The organism is Leptolyngbya sp. BL0902, from assembly GCF_016403105.1.
Lineage (GTDB): Bacteria > Cyanobacteriota > Cyanobacteriia > Phormidesmidales > Phormidesmidaceae > Nodosilinea.
Genome location: NZ_CP046155.1, coordinates 3,457,828 through 3,479,510, shown reverse-complemented (window position 1 = coordinate 3,479,510; position 21,683 = coordinate 3,457,828). Strand labels below are relative to the sequence as shown.

The window sequence follows — 21,683 nt, the reverse complement described above, 5'->3', positions numbered from 1 at the left end:
AAATCACTCAGTCCCCCAAAAATGAGTATCCAAATCTTCCATCAATCCTGTTATTCAAACAGCCGAAAATAGGGATACCGAACGGGCACTCCGGGTTCTTTTTCGAGGGTGAAGTTAATGACCGCCCACTGGGGATCGTCCGCTTCGGAGGGGCTAAAGTCTACCGGGAGACCGTAGAGTTTCGGGGCGGCGGAGGCATCGGCCTGCCCGCGCCAGGGGGAGTTACGCTCTAGGTAGCCGTTGACCAAATCCTTGTAGCGCTCGGCAATGATCACCTTGGTCGCCCGATAACCCTGGGTATAGAGACGATCTAGGGCTTCGTGGATTTCAAAGCGGATGCCGTCGGGGTGGGTGTGTTGGCGATACCATTCCCCCTCCCACTGTCGCCAGTGCCGTCCCGATTGCAAATGCACCAGATCCTTCGTGTCGGGGTTGGCCTCAAAGGCTCCGTGGCGGGTGCAGAGGTAGGTATCCGTCAGGGTGAGGGCCGGGATGGTTTGCCGACAGTGGGGGCACTGGATTTCTGGGCCGTAGATGGGGTATTGCAGGGCGGAATTAACCATTGGGCAGAAACCAGACACTTCCTCTAGGGGGCTGATCAAGATGATGCTGTAGCCGTATTATACCGTTGGGATTCGGCAGACTCCGTAGCCAACGTGGCGGAGGAAGGGCGAAAATCCCTAAAATCCTGGGGAATTTCCGGCCCAGAACCGCCAGAGGGACTTGTCCCGGCTGATACTGTATTGAATGATTGTCCTGCGCGTCAGCATTCCCCTATGTCTTTGATTTGGCCCAGTCCCGATTGTTCCCAAGCAGCCTTTGTGGCCCCCAATGCCACGGTGATGGGCCAGGTCATCCTTCAGGAGGGGTGCAGCATTTGGTATGGGGCGGTGGTGCGCGGCGATGTGGAGTCCATTACCATCGGCCCCTACAGCAATGTGCAGGATGGGGCGATTCTCCACGGCGATCCGGGGCAGCCCACCTATTTGGCGGATCGCGTCACCGTGGGCCATCGGGCGGTGATCCATAGCGCCCACATTGAAACCGGAAGCCTGATCGGCATTGGGGCAGTGGTGCTGAATGGGGTGCGCGTCGGCAGCGGCAGCATCATTGGGGCGGGGGCCGTGGTGACGAAGGATGTGCCGCCCCGTTCCCTGGTGATGGGTGTTCCCGGCAAGGTCATCCGCGAGGTCTCCGAAGCCCAAGCCCTTGATCTAATTGAACACGCCCAGAAGTATTACCAGTTAGCCCTCGTCCATGGGGGCAAAAGCACCGACCTGGGGTTTCACTGATGGGCTGCACGGATGGGCTGCACGGATGAGTTGCATGGATGGGCTGCATGGATGGGCTGCACTCATTCGGGTGCCACCCACAGGCGGCTCCTACGTCAGCGCGTTGCACGCAAGGTCGTCAAACTAGCTCACAAACCTAGCTCACAAACCTAGATGGCCGCTAGGGGCAGGCTCCTTAACGGCGTGTTAACCGAAGTTTTACCGACACCTTTCGTTAATTCTGCTACAGTTTTATGTGGAAATACGGATGTTTTTGGTGTGTTATTAACTCCGAAACAAGGATCGGCTCTAAGCAAAATCGCGACGACGATTTTTGATCATGGGCTGATCGCAAGCGTTGGCTAACAAGCTGATGAAGCCCAGCTTTTCCGGTCTAGGGAAGGCGGTTTTCATGCAGTTCTGCCAAGACCCGGTCAATTTTGACATTGCTTTTTGCGTGCAGGAAATAGGAGGAACCTCTTTGGGGGTTGCTCTATTTTTTAGCGCCTTCATAACGTGCAGGTCGTGACATCACTCAGCAGGGAATTACAGGCTATGACGACGGATTTAAACGGAACTCTGTATGCCCAGACCTCGGATCTGGATTTGATTTTGGTGGGCCGGATGCAGATTACCGAGTTCATGTACCAGGGGGCCAACGGCGAATTTATCGAGTTCACCAACGTGGGCACCGCTCCGGTAGACATGACCGGATGGAGCTTTGACGACGACTCCCGCACCCCTGGGTCCTTTGACCTCAGTGCCTTTGGCATTGTGCAACCGGGTGAATCGGTAATTTTGACCGAGGCCACGGCGGCGGCATTCCGGGCCGCTTGGGGCTTGGATGCGTCGGTGAAAGTGATTGGTGGCTTGGCGGGCAGCAACAACCTAGGCCGCAACGACGAAATCAACCTCTATGACGCTGAGGGCAACCTAGTGGATCGCCTCTCCTACGGCGACCAAGCTTTCCCCGGCACCCCCCGCACCCAAGGCTTTAGCGCCTGGACGACCGCAGACAACCTCGACTCAACGACCGTGAACGCGGGTTGGGTGGCGTCTACGGTCAACAACACCCAAAATGCCCGCACCTCCAGCGGTGGCGACCTGGCCAGCCCCGGTATTTTCAACACGTCCGACACCTTTGGGGTGACGTTGATCGAATCCGGCGGCACCACCCAAGTCACCGAGGGCGGCGCATCCGACACCTACACCCTGGTTCTGCGGAGCCAACCCACCGCCGATGTGGTGATTACCCTGAATCCCGGCAGTCAGCTCACCACGGATCGCACCACCGTTACCTTTACCGCCGCCAACTGGAACATTCCCCAGGTGATCACCGTTACGGCGGTGGATGACACCCTGGTGGAGGGCGACCACACGGGCACCATTGCCCACAGCGTCTCCAGTGCCGATGCCAACTTCAACGGGCTGGGGATTCGCGCCGTCACCGCTGCCATTGCCGACAACGACGCCCCTCCCCCCGCCACCGTTAGCCTTGTAGCCACCGATGCCAATGCGGCAGAATCCGGCACCGTGGTGAATACGGGCACCTTCACCGTTACCCGCGAAGGCGACCTCACCGCCGATCTGATTGTTACCTACACCGTGGGCGGCACCGCCACCAACGGCATTGACTACAACCGCCTCAGTGGTCGTATTGTCATCCCGGCGGGCGAAACCAGCGCCACCATCACCATTACCCCGGTGAACGATGCCAACCCCAACGAGGGGCCGGAGACGGTGATCCTCACCCTGGTATCCTCGACGGACTACGGATTGGGGGCCAGCACCAGCGCCACCGTCACCATCGAGGACAACACCACGGGTAGCCTGCGCCAGGTGGGTACCATCACCAGCGCTAACGGGGCCGAAATCTCCGCCTTTGACCCCGCCAGTCGGCGGCTGTACGTGGTGGCCGGAGACCGCATCGAAATCTTCAGCCTCAGCGCCACGGGGGCATTGTCCTTGGTGGGCGACCTGCCCCTAGGGTTTGCCGCTCCGGCGGGGGTGAATGTGCTGCCCAACAGCGTCGCCATCAAAAACGGCATCGTCGCCGCCGCCTACGCCATCGTGGACAGCGCCACCGGAGCCCAGCGCCGAGGCCAGGTCAGCTTCTACGATGCCGCCACCGGAGCCCTGTTGAACGCCGTGGAAGTGGGCTACCTGCCCGATATGGTGGTGTTCTCCCCCGACGGCACCCGCGTGCTGACCGCCGATGAGGGCGAACCCAACAGCTACGGACGGGCCGATTCCTTCGACCCCGAAGGTTCCGTCAGCATCATCGACATCAGCAACGGGGTGGCCAACGCCACGGTACGCACCGCCGACTTCCGGGCCTTTAACGACCAGGCCGATGCTCTGCGGGCCGCTGGGGTACGGATCTTTGGCCCCGGTGCCACCGTGGCCCAGGATTTGGAGCCGGAATACATCACCTTCTCCGGCGATGGGCGGCTGGCCTACGTCACCCTGCAAGAGAACAACGCCCTCGCGGTGGTAGACATCGCCACGGCCACCGTCACCCGGATCATTCCCCTGGGCTACAAAGACCACAGCCTGCCGGGGAACAGCCTGGATGCCAGCGACCGGGATAGCGGCGTTAACCTCCAAAACTGGCCTGTGTTTGGCATGTTCCAGCCCGATGCCATCGCCAGCTACACCGTCAACGGCCAGACCTTCTTCATCACCGCCAACGAAGGGGATGCCCGCGACTACGCAGGCTTTGCGGAAGAGGTGCGGGTGGGGGCCAACGGCTACGTGCTGAACCCCAGCGTCTTCCCCAACGCGGCGGAACTGAAGCGCCCGGAAAACCTGGGTCGCCTCACTGTCACCAACGCCACGGGCGACCTGAACGGCGACGGCACCTTCGACCGCATTGAGGTCTTCGGCACCCGTTCCTTCTCCATTTGGGACAGCAACGGCAACCTGGTCTTCGACAGCGGCGACGAACTGGAGCGCCTCACCCTAGCCCAGGTGCCCAGCATCTTCAACTCCAACGGCAGCTTCACCGACAACACCTTTGACACCCGCAGCGACAACAAAGGCCCAGAGCCCGAAGGCGTGGTGGTCGGCGTGGTGAACGGGCGCACCTATGCCTTCATTGGCCTAGAGCGCACCGGGGATGTGGTGGTCTACGATGTCACCAATCCGGTCAGCCCCACCTTCATCGAATACATCAACGTGCCGGGGGATGTGGGCATCGAAGGGCTCACCTTCGTCAGCGCCAACCAGAGCCCCACGGGCGTGCCCCTGCTGATTACCACCAACGAGGTCAGCAACACTATTTCGGTGTTTGAGTTCACCCCGCCGCCGCCGCCCTTCAACGTCATCTCCGGCACCAACGGGCGCGATGTGTTGCTGGGCACCGACGGCTGGGATCGCATCCTGGCCAGCCCCGGCCCCGACGTGATTACCACGGGCGGCGGACGCGATCAAATCGTCTACACCCACCTCAACCAAAGCGGCGACACCATCACCGACTTCCAGGTTGGGGCCGATCAACTGGTCTTCACCGACCTGCTGACCAGCATCGGCTATGGTGGCACCAACCCCCTCGCCGATGGCCTGATCCAAATCCGCAACCTGGGCAACAGTGGCCGCGCCCAGCTTTCCATCGACCTAGACCGCACCGGGGGCGGACGCAACCAGTTCACGAACTTCATCACCTTCCAAGGGGTGGATGCCGTGGCCCTCAGCAACCCCGATAACTTCGTGTTCTAGGGCGGTTCCCAGCCTCAGAGCGTTTACGCTGTCCCATGCTAAATCCCAGGGTTCTGAAAGGACTCTGGGATTTTTTGCGCCTCCCTTGCCTATGGGACGATAGGCTGTTGAAACAAGCTGTCGTTTTTGGAGCCAGCGCCACGTTACCCAGCGACCTACTGATCTATCGCTACCAAGGAGAGGCCATTAAGCCCCATCGGTTGGCCTTGAATGGGGCAAATCGGGCCATGGCCACGGACTTAATCGACATTTTCCAGGCCCAAGTGGGGCAAACCCAGGGCGACCTCAACCGCCAACTTCAGGACTTGGAAGGGGAAGACACCAACTACCGCATCCGGCGAGGGCTGGCCCATCTGCTGCGAAACCACTTCACCACCTTCGAGCAGGTTAGCCCTCTAGAACCAGAGGATCTGCGGCAACGCATCTTTGCCCTCGCCGCCCAGGTGGCCCCTTCCCCCAACACCAGCCAGCGCCTCTATGACCAACTCAGCCAGCAACTCAGTCAGGAATTGGATCGCGAAGTCACCGTGGACGAGGTGCGCCAGGGGCTCTACGCCGACCTGCAAGAAAACCGTATCCTCACCACCTTTGACGCCCCCGCCCCCGACGCCCTGCTGCACCGCTACAACCTCTCCCAAACCCAGGGCGTCTTCTACAAAGCCAGCGATTTGGTGATGCACCTCTACCGCAACGATCCGGGGGAATACAAGCTGATGTTCCGCTACCTCAAGCTGTTTCGACTGATGACCTACATCGAAGGCGACGCCGACCAGGGCTTCACCATCACCATCGACGGCCCCGCCAGCCTGTTCAAACCCAGCACCCGCTACGGGGTCGATATCGCCAAGCTGATCCCCGCCATTTTGCACGTCAGCCGTTGGCGACTCACCGCCACCCTGCAAATCAAAGACAGCTACAGCCAGCAAATCCGCAGCCGCCAATTCACCCTCGATAGCGACTGCGGCCTCGTCACCCACTATCCCCCCGGCAAGCCCTACGACAGCATGATTGAAGAATCCTTCGTCAACCGCTGGCCCGCCGATTCTCCCTGGAAACTGGAGCGCGAAGTAGACCTCATCCCCATCCCCGGCAGCGTCATGATTCCCGATTTTCGCCTCGTCCACACCGACGGGCGGGAATATCTGCTAGAAATCGTCGGCTATTGGCGACCGGAATACCTCCGCAAAAAGTTCGCCCAAGTCCGCAAATCCGACCGCACCAACCTAATCCTCGCCATCTCCGAACGGCTGAACCTAGAAAAAGCTGGGGTGGACGTGAACCAAGTGCCCGTGCCCATCGTGTGGTTCAAAACCAAGCTGCAACCCAAGGCCGTTTTGGAGGTGTTGGAATTATAGGAGAGAGGAAGGAATAGATGGCTGAATCACAGTACATATAGCTTGAGAACTAATTTCTAAGCGAATTGGCTTAATTCTCTACTTACCAATAATTCCGTAAATACACGCAAAATTCCTAAGCTTTTGCTATCGGCTTAGGAGAGTTGCCACTTTAAATGGACTCGCTTATTATTAGGTTATAGCTTGTGCAATATGCAACAGACTTTGTACATCATAAAAATCATCTCCAGAAAGAACGGGTGTCAGGAAGTCCCATAAGTCTTGACTAGTAATATTCCTGAATCTTGATGTGCATTTTTCAGTCATGTTCTCCGTAATACCTCGGATGTAAGGACCTGCGTCACCCAAAATGATTGACCTGCTAGAATTCTCATCTGATATTGAATTGATAATAGAAGATGTCTCAGAATCTTCAGATGAAAACTCCAATGGGTTTTTGGTGGACGAAAGTGATATTAGCCAGATTATATCTGTTGAGGGTGTTGTCAAATTATTTAGACAACTCGGATATCAATCTTCAGACAATCCATATCCAATAGAAGCAGACATTCGATCTAGATATTCGGTATTTAATAGTGCCATTAATGAAATTTATTTAATTGCTGATTATAAAGATAGCAGTAGTATTTTTCAGATATTTTTTATAGACTTTAGATTTATCGACCTCACATTATCGAAGACAAAAGAATATTTAAAGAAAGTACATAGAGCCTTAGATAGCATAGATAATGTATCAAGAAAAGTACTGGTTGGAGTATATAACTATGAAAACATAATATTTGCATCTGCTCGTGCTTCTACTAATAATCCAAGACATGAAAGGAAAATTTTTTTTGCATTTCTCTCTGTAGATCGCATATATCCTGATTTTAGATCACTAAGATACATTGATTCTCTTAGATTAAATCGAGATCAGAAACCTTTCGAGATTCATTATCAACAACATCAGATAATTCGTGACTTAAATATATTCAAGAAAGCTGAATCAACTCGCGGCAAAGGGTCGCGAAAACCATCTGATAGTATACTTATATATCTTTTAGAAATTGGCCGCACTCGCTTACTCAGGGCGGAGGAAGAAATTGAACTGGCCCGTAAAATTGCGGACCTGATGAAGCTAGAGCGCATTTTTGATGAAATTTCTGACAACTGGGATGAAAAGTTCCAGAGCCTACCCCAGGAACTGACTGCTGAAGAGTGGGAGCAATGGGCCGCTGCCGTCATGCAGGACGAAGGCACCACCTTTACCGTGGGTGCCTTTTGCCATCGCGTCCATGTGGGGCGACGGGCCAAAGACAAAATGGTGCAGTCTAACCTGCGGCTGGTGGTTTCCACCGCCAAGAAGTATTTGAACCGTGGTCTTGAATTCCAAGACTTAATCCAGGAAGGTAGCCTAGGGCTGATTCGCGCCGCTGAAAAGTTCGATCCCGAAAGAGGCTGCAAGTTCTCCACCTACGCGACCTGGTGGATTCGCCAAGCCATCACCCGGGCGATTGCCGATCAATCCCGCACCATTCGCCTACCCGTCCACCTGTACGAAACCATTTCCCGCATTAAAAAGACGACCAAGCTACTTTCCCAAGAACTGCGACGCAAGCCCACCGAGGAAGAAATTGCCGTCCGCATGGAAATGACCACTGAAAAGCTGCGCTTTATTGCCAAAGCAGAACAGCTTCCCCTTTCCCTCGAAACCCCCATTCATAAAGGGGAAGATACTTGCCTGGGAGACGTTATTGAGTTTGATGGTGAAACCCCCGAAGATCAGGTATCCAAGAGTTTACTGTGGGAAGATCTCGAAAGCGTTCTGAGCACCCTCAGCCCCCGTGAGCGGGATGTGCTGCGGCTGCGCTACGGCCTAGATGATGGCCGGATGAAAACCCTGGAAGAAATTGGTCAGATTTTTAACGTCACTCGCGAGCGCATTCGCCAGATTGAAGCGAAGGCGTTGCGTAAGTTGCGCCACCCCAACCGCAACAGCATTCTCAAGGAATATATTCGATGAAATGTATGCAGAAAAATGATCAATCCCCAGATAATTTACTAAGCACGAGTAATCAAGAATCTGAAGAAATTCAGGAAAAATCCTTGTCAATATAGCTTTCAATATATTTTTATATCTGGATCGACTCGCAATATACTGGTCATTCTTAGATAAGGAGCTGATTAAATCTCATGCACCTACCTGACTATATTGATAATGATCTCCATAAACTTGAAGACGTACTCCGCACGCTTATCCTGCATCATTCAGAGAGAGAGCTAGACATTGTTACAGGCTATTTCCAGGTGGAGGTATGGTCTAGGCTTCAGGAAGGATTTAACCAGTTAAACGGCTTACGCTTACTGATTGGTCGGGAGCCATCTGTTAGACCAGCAGAGATTGATCGCATTGATTTGAGGACGTATTATCGTCGTAATATCCAGGAGCAATTAGATCAACAAGATTTTAATCGCGACTATAAGGCACTAATTGAGAACTTAATTAACTTTCTCAAACAAGATCACGTACAAGTAAGACTATATGGTGGTGCTGAGGGGGCAAGTGCTAAATTCCTTCATGCAAAAGCTTATATCTTCGACCATAACAGCATCATTGGTTCCAGTAATTTGACACCATCCGGTCTGTCAGGCAATACAGAGTTAAACATTCTGATTAAGCAAGAATCAATAAGTCGGGATCTTCGACAGAATTGGTTTCAGAAATTTTGGAACGATCCAGAGGTCGATCAAGATTACAAGCCCAAGCTTTTAGATATTTTAGAAAGCTCGAAATTTGGCAGCAAGCAATACACACCTTATCAGGTCTTTATTAAAGCATTATTTGAGCTTTTTCGAGAGGATATTCAGAACAACGGCGATGGTCGGACAGTACTAGATTTAGCCAGTTTTCAGCAAGAGGGTTTTGAGCGAGCCGTTAGACTATTAGATCGCCACCAATCTGTGATGATAGCCGATGCTGTAGGCTTGGGAAAAACGTTTATTGGATTGCGTCTGATTGAACATTACTTAGTTAAAGATAGGGAACCAGGTCGTGTGCCCCGTGCCTTAGTCATTTGTCCAGCTCAGCTTCGGAATTTAATTTGGCGCAAAAAACTAGATGAGTTTGGACTTAAAGCTGATATCGTTTCCCAAGAAGAACTTGGGCGCACCACGTTTAATGTTGGAGCCTATAAGAATCATGACATCATCGTTATAGATGAGTCACATAATTTTAGAAACTCTGGAACAAATCGCTATCAAAACCTTCAAAAACTTTTGGGCGCAGGGAAGCGAGATAAAAAGATCGTGCTGTTAACAGCAACACCTATCAATAACAGTATTTACGATCTATATCACCAGATATTACTCATGGCTCGCAATATAGATTCATACTATCGAAGCTGGGGAATCCATAATCTAAAAGGCTATTTTAATGCACTTTCCAAGGGCAATGCTGACATTACTGAATTACTACTCCAAACAATGGTAAGACGATCTCGGCAGGATGTAATTAAGCGGCAAGAGGCAGGAGAAGAGATTAAGATTGCAGGAAAAGAGATTCGATTTCCCCAGCGAAAGCTAGAAAAATTTACCTATAACTTTGAAGATAGCTTTGAAGGGCTATATGCTGAAATCGGAAAACAGATTGAGCAATTACACTTAGCTCCATATAATATTGAATCCTTTAAGCGTAGGCAGAGCAGAGATGAGAAGATTCAAGTAAAACGAAATAAAGCTTTGGTTGCCTTGATGCAGTCTCTATGGCTAAAGCGATTAGAAAGTTCAATTGCAGCATTTGAAGCTAGTATCCAAACACAGAGAAATTTTCAAGCTAAATTTTTAGATTGCATAGATGATAGCAAGGTTTTAAATTCAAAAATGTTCCGCAAGATCATCGCAGCGGAAACTGATCCAGAAAGCAATATTGAAATTAGTGAACTTTTGAATTCATTAGAAAATATCTCTATTGCAGACTATGATATTCATCAGCTAAAAGAAAGAATATCTGATGACTCTAAGAGTTTGAAAGATATTCTCGACAAGCTACGGAGAATTCAAGATTCTGTAGCGCAAGGAAAAGACTATGATCGGAAGCTAATGGCTTTTAAGAATCTAACAAGATCAGATTTGAAAGGCAGAAAAATTTTAGTATTTAGCTACTTCAAAGAAACAGCTCTATATCTACATAGAGAACTCCTTCGGGATGAAGAGTGGCTTAAAGCTATGGAGATAGTAGATGAACAGGGTAAACGCAAACCTAGGATAGACGTACTGACTGGAGCAACATCAGGGCAGCAACGATGGGAAAAGGTTAGACGATTTGCGCCTAGTTCCAACTGTGAAGACGAAGAACAATATCAAGATGCTCAGGACAATCCTATAGATATTCTGATTTGTACTGATGTCTTGTCTGAGGGACAAAACCTTCAGGATGCTGGGATACTCATTAACTATGATCTGCACTGGAATCCAGTGCGAATGATTCAGAGGGCTGGTAGGATTGATCGCATTGGTACTCTCCATGACCTGCTCTTCATTTACAACTGCTTTCCCGAAGAGGGGCTAGAGAATCTGATCAATCTAGTGAAGCGTCTTCAAGATCGAATTGCCACTATCGATAGTGAAGTCGGCTTAGATGGTAGTGTTCTAGGAGAAGAAATCTCAGACAGATCAATCGACGAACTAATACGTCTTAATCAGGCAGATAGCGAAGCCGAAAAAACAGCTATACTCAATGATCTAGAGCAAAGTGTTGAATTTATTTCTGCCGATCAGATGAGATTCCCTCTTTTAGATTTCCTAGCTCAGTCAGGGCAAGAAATGATCGAGGATATTCCTATGGGAATTCACAGCACTCGAACAGACGGAATAGATGGGGTTTTCCTCGCATTTCGAGCTAAAGATCGTCATTTTTGGCATTTTTATCATCGAATCAATGGCAAGATATCTACAGATAATACTTCTGCTATCAAAGAAAAGCGGAAGATCTTTAAGATGATCGAATGTACATATAATGACTACCCTAATAATTTAATGCCAGTAATTTTCGATTATTTGATTTTTCCTATTCTGGAGGACGCAATCAACAATGTTCTAGAGGAACTTAAGCAAGTTCAGACAAGATCCAGAATTCCTAGAAAAATGAATAAGCTTATCAACACCATTTACACAGCTTTAACCGATCAAGACTGGATAAAAAGTCTCAATGATATACCGATGGATTCCTTGGATAAGGTCACAAGTATTCTGATGAATGAAGAGCTGAGAGCTTACGATAAGGAGATTCGAGTAATATGGAATAGCTTTAAAGAGCATGGTAACAGGCTTGCTCTAGTAGATTCTTTAGATGAGTTTTTTGTGGAGCAGGAAATCGGGCGCGACCTTTTGACTGCGCATGAAGAAGAACAGCCTTATGAATCCATTGTCCATAATGACATTCAGTTAGTTTGCTATGAATGGTTTAAGTCTCAATAAGCCTAGTTGAACACCCTCAAAGAAATTGCCCAAGTCCGCAAATCCGACCGCACCAACCTGATCCTCGCCATCTCCGAACGGCTGAACCTCGAAAAAGCCGGGGTGGACGTGAACCAGGTGCCTGTGCCCATCGTGTGGTTCAAAAACAAGCTGCAACCCAAGGCGGTACTAGAGATTTTGGATCCCTAGACGCTATCGAAAGCAAGAACGGTAAGCCTTTGTCGCCTACGCGCTAGCCGCCATGCTATACGCCGATGCCCTGCTCAGGGGCTATCATGCCACTATTGCCAACCCCCGCTGGCCTATGCCCTTGCCCTTGCCACCCACCCCGGTTCCCTGGCTCCAGGTGATGACGGATCGCATCGTTGAGCAGTTTGATCCCCTCAAAATTATCCTGTTTGGCTCCCATGCCAGGGGAGACGCTACGGCAGATAGCGATATTGATCTGCTGGTGGTGTTTGCTGAGCTAACACACAAGCGGGAAACGACCATCGCTATCCGCAGCATCTTGGCAGATTTACCCGTTGCTAAGGATATTGTGGTGACAACCCCGGCAGAAATTAAGGAGTATGGAGATTTAGTCGGCCCAATTCTCAGACCTGCTCTCCGAGAAGGCAAGGTGATTTATGAGCGAGATGAATAAAATTATCGTTGAGACTCGCCGCTGGATGGCCTATGCTCAACGGGACTTCACCGCCGCGCAAACCCTGGCGCGTGAAGGGGATACGTTTGCTCCACAAATTTGCTTTTTGGCGCAACAAGCTGCTGAGAAAAGCTTAAAAGCAGCCCTAATTTTTCTCCAGATAGAGTTTCCGTTTCGTCACGACTTGGAACTTCTCGCCTCACTTTTTCCCAAAGACTGGGCCTGTAGCCAACTTGCTAACCTGCCAAGGTTGACAGAATGGGCTGTTGAGAGCCGCTATCCTAGCAGCCTAGAAGATCCAACCCAAGAGGATGCCCAAGCTGCCTTGGCACTGGCCCAGGAAGTGCTGTCATCCGTCCAAGCTGACTTGGTACAGCGGGGTTTTTCACTGTCGCCCTAGGTGAAGAGATTGTGACCTAGGGCAAAAACTGATTGAAATTGTCCTACCTCTAGAGTTCATCAAATATGGAGTCGGCCAAACAAGATGCAGCGTGAGACAGTTCTGGAATTCTTAAAGCAACATCAAACGGCATTAAAGGATTTGGGAGTGCGATCCCTTGCTCTATTTGGTTCAGTGGCACGGGATGAAACTACCCCCACAAGCGATATTGATATTCTGGTTGAGTTGGAACCACCGATCACCTTTGATCGCTATATGGATATCAAGTTTTACCTAGAAGACAACCTGGGCAAAAAGGTGGATCTTGTAAGCTGGAAATCACTTAAGCCTCAGCTACAAGAGATAGTAGAAAAAGAGGCCGTCCATGTCCCGTGATCTTCGACTTTATCTGACCGATATTCTGACCGCAGGAGAAAAAGTATTACGTTATACCGAAGACATGGCCTTGGATAGCTTTGTGGCGGATGATCGAACTTTTGATGCTGTTATTCGCATGATGTGAGGAAACCTTAATGACGCTCGGACAACGACGATTCTGCGCCCTCTGGCTGGCCCCTTTGGCTGGGCTGTTGGTCGCGGCTCCTCCGCTGCTGGCCCAAACCCTGCCCTTGCCGGATCATCTCACCGACCTCAATTCTGCTGAGGGACAGGCGCGGTTGCGGGACAGCGAAGCCCTGGCCGATTACGTGCCCCTGACCAGCCAGTTTGTCACCCAAATTAACCAAGCCTTTTGCGGTGTGGCCAGTATGGTGATGGTGCTGAATGCCTTGAATGTGCCCGCCCCCCTCGCGCCGGAATGGGAACGCGGCTACTTCACCCAGGAGAATCTGTTTAACGACCAAACCGAGGCGATTATTCCCCAGGCCACCATTGCGCGGCAGGGGCTAACCCTGGCGGAACTAGCCGGAATTTTGGCCACCTACCCCGTTCAGGTGGACATTCACCACGGCAGCGAGGTCAGCCTAGGGGAATTTCGCGACCTGATTCGTGCCAACCTCGACACCCCCGGCAACTATGTGCTGATCAACTACCTGCGCCGCACCATCGGCCAAGAGCGGGGTGGCCACATTTCCCCCATCGCCGCCTACGATGCCGATACCGACCAGTTGTTGATTTTGGATGTGTCGCGCTACAAGTATCCCCCCGTGTGGGTGGAGGCTGATTTGCTGTGGCAGGCGATCAACACCGTAGATTCGGTATCGGGCCAAACCCGTGGTTTTTTGTTGATTGAGGCGCAATCTGGGGATGAGTGATCTGTCTAGCCTAAGTTTGTAGATTAAGTTTGTCGATCAAGACCTAACAAAGCCTTGCCTTGCCATCCCTCCCCTGAACTGTCACGCCTAAACCCCCATGTCTGACCTAGCCCTCATTCGCCAACTGGAAGACCTTCTGGGCCGCCCCCTAGAAGAAATCCCTGAAGCCCGGTTTGAACGGCACAGTCAAGCAATGGCAGTACGGGATTGGAAGAGTCCAGACCGCATTGAAAAAGGCTCCTGTTCTATCACGAGGAAGGGTACCGTTAGTGGGCTCTTTTTGAGACCTGTAACCAGTGAGCTATTGGTGGACTTTCCTTTCTGGCAGTTCAGCCACATCAGGCATTGGTTTCTATCTCAGGTCAACCTGCCGAGCTTTTCATTTTTAGCAGACCTGAAGGGGCTCACGTCGCTGGATTTAAGTGACAATCAAATCAGCGATATTTCATTTTTAGCAGACCCAAAAGGGAGCATCCCACTTTCGATGAAACAGTCAACTGGCGAGTTGCCCATTGAGGTAGGCACAGCGCAGATTCAACATCGCATTGACAGAGGCCGTATTCCAGTGGGCACCGGAGATTTGGAGGCGTCGCCCAATCTGTTTGACCGCTGACTCGACCGCCCCTGAGCCAATAGAACAGAGCTGCTCGCTCTGGTAGACCCCAGAGTTGATGATACGAGCCTGATGGGTACTCAGATAGGCTTCAAAATTGCGGGCTTGCTTGCGCCGATGGTTGGCGAAGAGCGCCATGCCGCCTCCACCTGACCCTGCCATAGCAGCGTTGCCGCCGCTGCTAAGCGCTTGAGCGACCCACCGACTTTATAGAGGTTTTCTTTGAGGTGATACCAATCCAGAATCTCTAAACGGGTCTCAACGGTGGTGAGTTGACTAAACAAATTCCACACCCCAGCGTGACCATCGCCCAGACAGACCAACGGGGAGAGCAATCGTTGAGCACTGAGATAATCAATCAGGCTCTCATTGTACCGTGGGTAGGCGTTAGTCTGGGTTGGTTTGGCCTTGCCAGCCGTCTACGGCATAGATGTCGCGCCCTTGACCGAGGGCAAAGCGCAGCGAGTGGGGTAGGTCTTTGCTGGAGGCGGTGATAAAAATCAACAGCCCGGCGAAGGTCATCACTCCGGCGAGGCCAAAGATGCCGCGATAGCTGAGGGCATCGGCAATGGTGCCAAAGATGGGGCCAGCCAGGGCGATGCCCACATCAAAGCCGACCATGGCGAGGCCAAAGGTGCGGCCTCGGTCGGCAGGGCTGGAGCGGTCGCCCATCAGGGCGGCAATCATGGGAATCAGGGTTCCAGCCCCAAAGCCTTGGATGACGCCCGCCAACAGGAAGAGAGGGGCGCTATCGGCCAGCCAGAACATTCCCATGGCGAAGCTGTAGATCAGCAGGCTGGCGGTAATGAATCGTCCCCGTCCGTGACGATCGGAGGCGCGACCCACGACGATGCGGGAAGTGAAACTGGCCACGGCAGAGGCGGTGTAGATCAGGCCCACGTTCAGGGCCAATCCGGCCTCGCGCACGTAGAGGGGAACAAAGGTGCTGAGGGTGCCAAAGGCGAGACCTACCAAGAGCAAAATCATCGCGGGAGTCCGCACGCGGCCCGACCAGAGCTGGCTCCAAAAGGTGGTGGCGTCGGTGTTGGTGCGGTCTACATGGGGACGTTGGGGTTCCTCTAGGCGCAGCACCAGGATGAGGCCCAGAAATCCCAGAACGCCCATCATCAAAAACGCTACCCGAAAGCCCGATGCTTCGTACAAAAAGCCGCCGAGGGCTGGCCCCAGGGCAAGGCCAATGGGGTTCACCAGGGTCATATAACCAATCAGTTCGCCGCGATTGGCGGGGGGCGCGAGATCTACCACTAGGGCGCTGTAGGCCACCACAAAAGCGGCAATGCTGAGGCCATGGAAGGCACGAATGGCAATCAGGGCGAGGATCGATCCATCCACCACAAAATCTCGCCCTGCCAGGGACACCGGAACCTGGAGGTGGGGCAGCATTTGCACCAGCAGATAGCCAAAGGGGGCCATGGCCACGGCGATCAGGCCAATGATCATCACCAGTTTGCGGCCACGGGTATCCGCCAAACGGGACAGGGTGGGGCGGGCCACCAAGAGGCCAATGGCAAAGGAGGCCATCACAATGCCGATTTGCTGACCGCTGCCGCCGAGGGTTTCGATGAACAAGGGCAGGGTGGGCAACAGCCCCGCCAATCCCGACCAAAAGCACAGCCCTGCGGCAAAGAGAACGGCTAAATTGGCCCGCACCGCTGGGCTAAAGGTGGAAAAAATCGTCACGGCGGAAGACTCCCCGATGAGGTGATCACGACATTGGGGTCAGCAACCCCTGTCTTAATGTAAACAAATATTTCAAGGCTCGACCAGGCAACGGGGGGCGGGGCAACCCTGCCTGTGTATTCTGCGTCCTACGGGCCAAAGGTAATGAAAGCCCTACATTTTATGTGGGTTGTCTGAATTTTCCTCGTCACCCACGGTAGTCAGGAAGTAGGCTACAAGGGGGGCCGTGTTGTCCGTCCATCCTAGGCCGCTTCTCTCACCTTGCCACAACGCCCGATGAACGCCCCACCATGAACCTACGCCAAAAGACCCTCCTATTGACGACGGTGCCCCTGCTGGGGTTTCTGGTGTTGGTCTATGCCAGTTTGTCGGTAATTTTGCAGCGCAGTTACCATCGCCTAGAGCAGGAGGACGCCCAGCGCAATGTGCAGAGGGTCGAGGAGGCGGTCATTAGTGATCTGAACCATTTGCACAGCCTCACTGAAGACTGGGCCGCCTGGGATGACACCTACCAATTTATGCGCGACGGCAACGCGGCCTACGTGACCTCCAACTTTCAGAAATACGCCTTTGAAAGCCTGAGAATGAATGTTCTGGTGCTGGTGAACACCGAGGGCGAGGTGATCTACAGCAACGCCTACGACCTAGAAAAGGGCGAGTTTGCCCCCGTTCCCCCCGGCATTCTGGCTCAACTGGAGGCCGATAGCCCGCTGCTCAGGTTTCCCCATGTGGCCTACCACCACCAGGGGTTGATGCGCGCGGATGATCACCTCATGCTGACGGTGGTAGAGCCGATTTTGCGAAGTGACGCCACTGGCCCACCGAGGGGAGCCATGCTGATGGGGCGCTATCTGAACCAGGCCGTGGTGGCGGATCTCTCCCGCCGCACCCAGGTTAGCCTGACCGTGCATCCAAAGGTTGACTCCCTCGACAATCAAGGGGACAGCCGCTTCCTGAATGCCGACCTCCAGGATTTGCTAGAGCCAATGATGGCTGAAATCGCTACCCGCCGAGCCGCCAACCGAGTCCAGATCCCCACCCTGGGGCGGGTTCCATCGCCCACCCGGCTATACGTCCAAGATCGGCACCTGATCAAAGGCTATGCCCTGTGGCCCGACATCTATGGCCAACCCCAAGCGCTCTTGGACGTTACCCTGCCCCGCGACATTTACCGCCAGGGGCAACTCAGTCAGCGATCCCTGGGTTTGGCGCTGCTGGGGGCTTGCATCATCTCCACCGGGGCGATTTTGCTGCTGCTGGATCGGGTGATTTTGCGGCGGGTCGTCTACCTCAGCCAGGAGGTGCAGCAGATTGGCCGCTCGAATGACCTAACGCAGCGGGTGGCGGTGCAGGGCCAGGACGAACTCAGCCAGCTTAGCCAGCGGGTCAACGACATGCTGGGCGAGCTACAGGTTAGCGCTGAAAAACTGCAAGAGGAACAGCAGCGGGCCGAAACCCTACTGCTGAACATTCTGCCCGAACCCATCGCCGACGAACTGATGAAGACCCAGGCTTCGGTGCCCCAGCATTTTGATGAGGTCTCCATTCTGTTTGCCGACATTGTGGGCTTTACCCAGCTTTCCAGCCGATTCTCCCCAATTCGGCTGGTGGAAATGCTCAACGATATTTTCTCCAGTTTCGACGCCCTTGCCGAGCAGTTTGGCCTAGAGAAAATCAAAACCATTGGCGATGCCTACATGGTGGCCGCTGGTCTGCCCACCCCCCGCCCCGACCACGCCGAAGCCATGGCCGAAATGGCCCTGGCCATGCAGCAGGTGGTCGCCGCCTTTGACCTCGGAGAAGACGACCCCATTAGCATTCGGATTGGCATCAATACCGGGGTGGTGGTGGCTGGGGTGATTGGCACCAAAAAGTTTATCTATGACCTCTGGGGTGATGCCGTCAACGTGGCCAGCCGCATGGAATCCTCTGGGGAACCGGGGCTAATTCAAGTGACCGCCGCTACCTACGAGTGCCTCAAAGACCGCTACCACCTAGAATCGCGGGGCACCATCCCCATCAAAGGGCGCGGCGAGATGGAAACCTACTGGCTGCGGGGACGACAGCCTAACGTCTCCCCCCCAAGCCTACAAGCAACCCCCGTCCCTGGAGTGTCTGTAAACACCTAGGACGAGGGTTAGGGTGCGGGATGGATGCCATGAGGCCACTCAAAAACTGCGGGTTTGCCCCTAGGCGCTACGGCCCCTAGCTCATGGCCGATCCGCTGCGGTCGTAGCTGCGGGCGGCATTGGCGGAGGGCTTGCCTTGGATATTGCTCCAGTGGTGGGCATCACCGGGCATTCCTACTTCCTCGTTGGTGCGGCACAGCATCGATTGCTGGCGATTCTTAATCATGTGGTGGTGACGCATCATCAGCGCACGGGCTTGTTCTTGGGCAGACATGGCGGAACCTCTGGAGAAAGCTAGGGTGGAGTAGCGCAGGCAGGGGATGGAACGACCCCTCACTAATCAAAATAATCTGAAAAACTGTATAAACAATCACAAAATGAAAAGCTGTCACAAAAAAGAATCTTTGTTCATCCTTAGTAATCCTGGCGATACCTTTGTTCACGGTTTGCCCAGGCCTGGGGGGAACGGATTATCGCGCCCTCAGTCGCTATAGTGAGTGATTGAGGTAACTGGCAGAGGGGAATTCCATGGCACAACTGTCCATGCGGGGCTGGCACAGTCTGAAGGGGCAGATCTCGCGGCCTTGGCGGCGGTGGCGCGGGATGGTAGCGGCGCTGCTCGTCCTTGTGTTTATGCTGCCCCTGGGAGGGTGCAGCCTAGAGCAGTTTGCCAAGGCCGAGGCCAATGTGCCGCGTCTGGTGTTGAGCACCCTCAGCGATCCCAAAACTTTTAACCCGATTTTGAGCCAGGAATCGCCCAACATTTTTCCCTGGACTTTTGAGGGGTTGACGGGCACCGACGGTTTGACCGGAGACGTGATTCCGGCCCTGGCAGAGACCTGGGACATTTCTGAGGACGGCAAAACCATTGTGTTTACCCTGCGGGAGGGATTGCAGTGGTCGGATGGGGAACCGCTGACCGTGGAGGACGTGGTCTTTACCTACGACGTGCTGTTTAACCCCGACATCCCCACCAATGGCCGCGATAGCTTCCGCATCGGCACCCAGGGCTTGCTGCCCACCGTCACGGCGGTGGACGAGCGGCGGGTGCAGTTTTCCCTGCCCGAACCCTTTGCCCCCATTCTGCGCAACACCGCCACAGAAATCATCCCGGCCCACATTCTGCGCCCAGCGGTAGAAACCCGAGGCTCCGACGGCACCCCCCTATTCCTATCCACCTGGGGCACCGATACGCCCCCGGCTCAAATTATTACCAATGGCCCCTATCGCCTCGGCCAATACATCCCTGGGGAGCGCGTGATTTTTGAGCGTAATCCCCACTACTGGCGCAAGGATGAGACGGGCAACCCCCAGCCCTTCATCGATCAAGTGGTTTGGCAAATTGTTGGATCGACGGATACGGCGTTCCTGCAATTTCGATCCGGGGGCCTAGATTCCGTTGGGGTGCAGCCCGGTTTCTTTTCCTTGCTGAAGCAGGAGGAGGAGCGCGGCAACTTCACCATTTACAACGGTGGCCCCGACCTGGGCACCAACTTTTTCTTTTTTAACCTCAATCAGGCCAGCCGCAACGGTAGACCCCTAGTGGATCCCATTCGCTCCCGCTGGTTTAACGATGTCACTTTCCGGCAGGCTATTTCCTACGGCATCGACCGAGACACCCTGATCAACAACATTTTCCAAGGGTTAGGGGCTGTCCAAACCTCCCCGATCTCCGTGCCCAGCCCCTTCTTTGCGCCGCCGGAAATGGGCCTTCGCACCTACGACTATAATCCCGAAAAAGCCAAGGAACTGCTAATTTCGGCGGGCTTTTCGATCAATGGTTCGGGTCAATTAGTAGACCCCGACGGCAACCGGGTGCGGTTTACCCTGATTACCAACTCTGGCAACCGCATCCGCGAAGCCATCGGGGCGCAAATTAAAAGCGATCTGGAGCAACTGGGCATTCAGGTAGACTTTCAGCCCCTTGCCTTCAACGTGCTGGTCGATCGCCTCACGGATAGCCTGGAGTGGGAAGCCTGCATTCTGAGCCTAACCGGGGGGCTAGAACCCAACGGCGGTGCCAATGTGTGGCTGCTGGATGGCGCATTGCACGCCTTTAACCAACAGGCTGGCCCCAGCCAAACGCCCCTAGAGGGCTGGCAAGCTGCCGACTGGGAACGCCGCATCGCCGATCTCTACATCCAGGCTGCCCAGGAAATTGATGAGGAGCGACGCTTTGAGCTGTACAAGGAAACCCAGCAACTGACCCAGGAATACCTGCCCTTTATCTACCTGATCAACAATCTCTCCCTGGCGGCGGTGCGTAATACCGTGGAGGGGGTGCAGTACACGGCCATCGGCGGCGCATTCTGGAATATCCATGAACTGCAAATTGCGGAGGATTAGCCCTTTCCCCTGGTCAGGGTTAGGAGCAGGTGGGGCGCGAGCTGGCTCGGTTTGTCCTAGTCAGAACGCAGGGTGCCATCAGGCATAACGGTGTCTTGCCATTTCACCCCGGTGAGGTCGGCCCCGGTGAGGTTGGCCCCCGTGAGGTTGGCGTGGCGCAGGTTGGCCCAGTAGAAATTTACGTGGCTGAGGTCGGCATGGCTGAGGTTAGCCCCCTCTAGGTTGGCGTGGCTGAGTTCGCTGTGGGCCAAGATGGCCTTGCGAAGGTCGGCATTGACCAGGGTGGCCCGGTGCCCGTGGATACGCCGTAGATCCGCCTCAATGAGCACTGCCTCGGCCAGGGAGGCTTCCCGCAAGTCGCCATGGGCCAGCAGCAGTTGGTAGCCGTTGATGTGGGTGAGATCCGCCTGAAACAGGTTGGCCTTACTGAGGTTGGCCCGTCGCAAATCTACATCGGCCAGGTGGGCACCTTTCCAGTCTAGGCCCTGGAGGTCTAGCCCGTGCAAATCCCGGGATCCGGCCTGGTAGTACCGTTGGATTAGTTCTCGCAGCGTGGTTGATACCATAGGACTCTCCTTCGCCAACGGGGGCATTACCCACGGCCCTGGGAAGCATGGCCTTAGTACCAATGCCCTTCTCCCCCAAGGCTTCCCCTCCACTATGCCCTCAACGGGGGCACCGTTCTTGGTTTCCATCGGTTTTAGCAACATTCTTAGGACAAGTTCAAGCCCCGTGAGCCCCGATTAGACCGAGCCGAGACACCCGCTTTGCGGCCCGCCGTATGATAGAGGAGCCTTCTGC

General features: G+C 53.7%; 18 protein-coding genes and 1 pseudogene. 14 read left to right on the top strand and 5 right to left on the bottom strand.

Annotated features, from left to right (window positions below; genetic code table 11):
* Window positions 1–50 precede the first annotated feature (50 nt).
* Window positions 51–563 (bottom strand): TIGR02652 family protein, encoded by a 513-nt coding sequence (locus GFS31_RS15405; RefSeq protein ID WP_198805669.1) that lies wholly within the window; start codon window positions 561–563, stop codon window positions 51–53.
* A gap of 213 nt (window positions 564–776) precedes the next feature.
* On the opposite strand from GFS31_RS15405, the gene GFS31_RS15400 reads away from it, so the two are divergent.
* The 12 genes from GFS31_RS15400 (at window position 777) to GFS31_RS15345 (ending at window position 14,706) form a co-directional block, all read left to right on the top strand.
* Window positions 777–1,292 (top strand): gamma carbonic anhydrase family protein, encoded by a 516-nt coding sequence (locus tag GFS31_RS15400; protein ID WP_198805668.1) that lies wholly within the window; start codon window positions 777–779, stop codon window positions 1,290–1,292.
* Between the two features lie 534 nt (window positions 1,293–1,826).
* The gene (locus tag GFS31_RS15395; RefSeq protein WP_198805667.1) at window positions 1,827–4,988 is read left to right on the top strand and encodes a choice-of-anchor I family protein; all 3,162 of its coding nucleotides are present in this window, start codon (window positions 1,827–1,829) and stop codon (window positions 4,986–4,988) included.
* A gap of 107 nt (window positions 4,989–5,095) precedes the next feature.
* Window positions 5,096–6,343, top strand: a complete 1,248-nt coding sequence (locus tag GFS31_RS15390; RefSeq protein ID WP_225907446.1) for a DUF790 family protein — start codon at window positions 5,096–5,098, stop codon at window positions 6,341–6,343.
* A 349-nt stretch (window positions 6,344–6,692) separates the two neighbouring features.
* Window positions 6,693–8,345 (top strand): RNA polymerase sigma factor RpoD, encoded by a 1,653-nt coding sequence (gene rpoD, locus GFS31_RS21700; protein WP_315865622.1) that lies wholly within the window; start codon window positions 6,693–6,695, stop codon window positions 8,343–8,345.
* A 170-nt stretch (window positions 8,346–8,515) separates the two neighbouring features.
* On the top strand, window positions 8,516–11,797 hold the full coding sequence (locus GFS31_RS15380) for a helicase-related protein (protein ID WP_198805665.1): 3,282 nt from the start codon (window positions 8,516–8,518) through the stop codon (window positions 11,795–11,797).
* Window positions 11,798–11,803: 6 nt separating this feature from the next.
* Complete coding sequence (locus tag GFS31_RS15375) at window positions 11,804–11,986, top strand: DUF790 family protein (RefSeq protein WP_198805664.1); 183 nt, start codon at window positions 11,804–11,806, stop codon at window positions 11,984–11,986.
* A gap of 52 nt (window positions 11,987–12,038) precedes the next feature.
* Window positions 12,039–12,440 carry a nucleotidyltransferase domain-containing protein gene (locus GFS31_RS15370; protein ID WP_225907445.1) on the top strand — a complete coding sequence of 134 codons (402 nt, stop codon included), beginning with the start codon at window positions 12,039–12,041 and terminating at the stop codon, window positions 12,438–12,440.
* Window positions 12,433–12,840, top strand: coding sequence for a HEPN domain-containing protein (locus GFS31_RS15365; protein WP_225907444.1), 408 nt, complete (start codon window positions 12,433–12,435; stop codon window positions 12,838–12,840). The genes GFS31_RS15370 and GFS31_RS15365 overlap by 8 nt, the downstream gene beginning before the upstream one ends.
* Before the next feature lie 84 nt (window positions 12,841–12,924).
* Complete coding sequence (locus GFS31_RS15360) at window positions 12,925–13,215, top strand: nucleotidyltransferase family protein (RefSeq protein ID WP_198805663.1); 291 nt, start codon at window positions 12,925–12,927, stop codon at window positions 13,213–13,215.
* The gene (locus GFS31_RS15355) at window positions 13,205–13,342 is read left to right on the top strand and encodes a hypothetical protein (RefSeq protein WP_198805662.1); all 138 of its coding nucleotides are present in this window, start codon (window positions 13,205–13,207) and stop codon (window positions 13,340–13,342) included. Before GFS31_RS15360 ends, GFS31_RS15355 begins: the two co-directional genes overlap by 11 nt.
* A gap of 10 nt (window positions 13,343–13,352) precedes the next feature.
* On the top strand, window positions 13,353–14,093 hold the full coding sequence (locus GFS31_RS15350) for a phytochelatin synthase family protein (protein ID WP_198805661.1): 741 nt from the start codon (window positions 13,353–13,355) through the stop codon (window positions 14,091–14,093).
* Window positions 14,094–14,190: 97 nt separating this feature from the next.
* Complete coding sequence (locus tag GFS31_RS15345) at window positions 14,191–14,706, top strand: leucine-rich repeat domain-containing protein (RefSeq protein ID WP_198808325.1); 516 nt, start codon at window positions 14,191–14,193, stop codon at window positions 14,704–14,706.
* On the opposite strand, the pseudogene GFS31_RS15340 reads toward GFS31_RS15345, so the two are convergent.
* Window positions 14,587–15,077, bottom strand: a pseudogene (locus GFS31_RS15340) (ISKra4 family transposase); the annotation flags it as partial. The gene GFS31_RS15345 and the pseudogene GFS31_RS15340 overlap by 120 nt on opposite strands.
* 16 nt (window positions 15,078–15,093) lie before the next feature.
* On the bottom strand, window positions 15,094–16,407 hold the full coding sequence (locus GFS31_RS15335) for an MFS transporter (protein WP_198805660.1): 1,314 nt from the start codon (window positions 16,405–16,407) through the stop codon (window positions 15,094–15,096).
* 290 nt (window positions 16,408–16,697) lie between these two features.
* On the opposite strand from GFS31_RS15335, the gene GFS31_RS15330 reads away from it, so the two are divergent.
* A complete protein-coding gene (locus GFS31_RS15330) occupies window positions 16,698–18,536 on the top strand; it encodes an adenylate/guanylate cyclase domain-containing protein (protein ID WP_225907443.1) in 1,839 nt (612 codons plus the stop codon).
* A gap of 76 nt (window positions 18,537–18,612) precedes the next feature.
* Here GFS31_RS15330 and GFS31_RS15325 read toward each other — a convergent pair whose 3' ends face one another.
* Window positions 18,613–18,810, bottom strand: coding sequence for a hypothetical protein (locus GFS31_RS15325; RefSeq protein ID WP_198805659.1), 198 nt, complete (start codon window positions 18,808–18,810; stop codon window positions 18,613–18,615).
* Window positions 18,811–19,064: 254 nt separating this feature from the next.
* On the opposite strand from GFS31_RS15325, the gene GFS31_RS15320 reads away from it, so the two are divergent.
* A complete protein-coding gene (locus GFS31_RS15320; RefSeq protein ID WP_263974852.1) occupies window positions 19,065–20,882 on the top strand; it encodes an ABC transporter substrate-binding protein in 1,818 nt (605 codons plus the stop codon).
* Between the two features lie 56 nt (window positions 20,883–20,938).
* Here GFS31_RS15320 and GFS31_RS15315 read toward each other — a convergent pair whose 3' ends face one another.
* Complete coding sequence (locus GFS31_RS15315) at window positions 20,939–21,448, bottom strand: pentapeptide repeat-containing protein (RefSeq protein WP_198805658.1); 510 nt, start codon at window positions 21,446–21,448, stop codon at window positions 20,939–20,941.
* Between the last annotated feature and the right edge of the window lie 235 nt (window positions 21,449–21,683).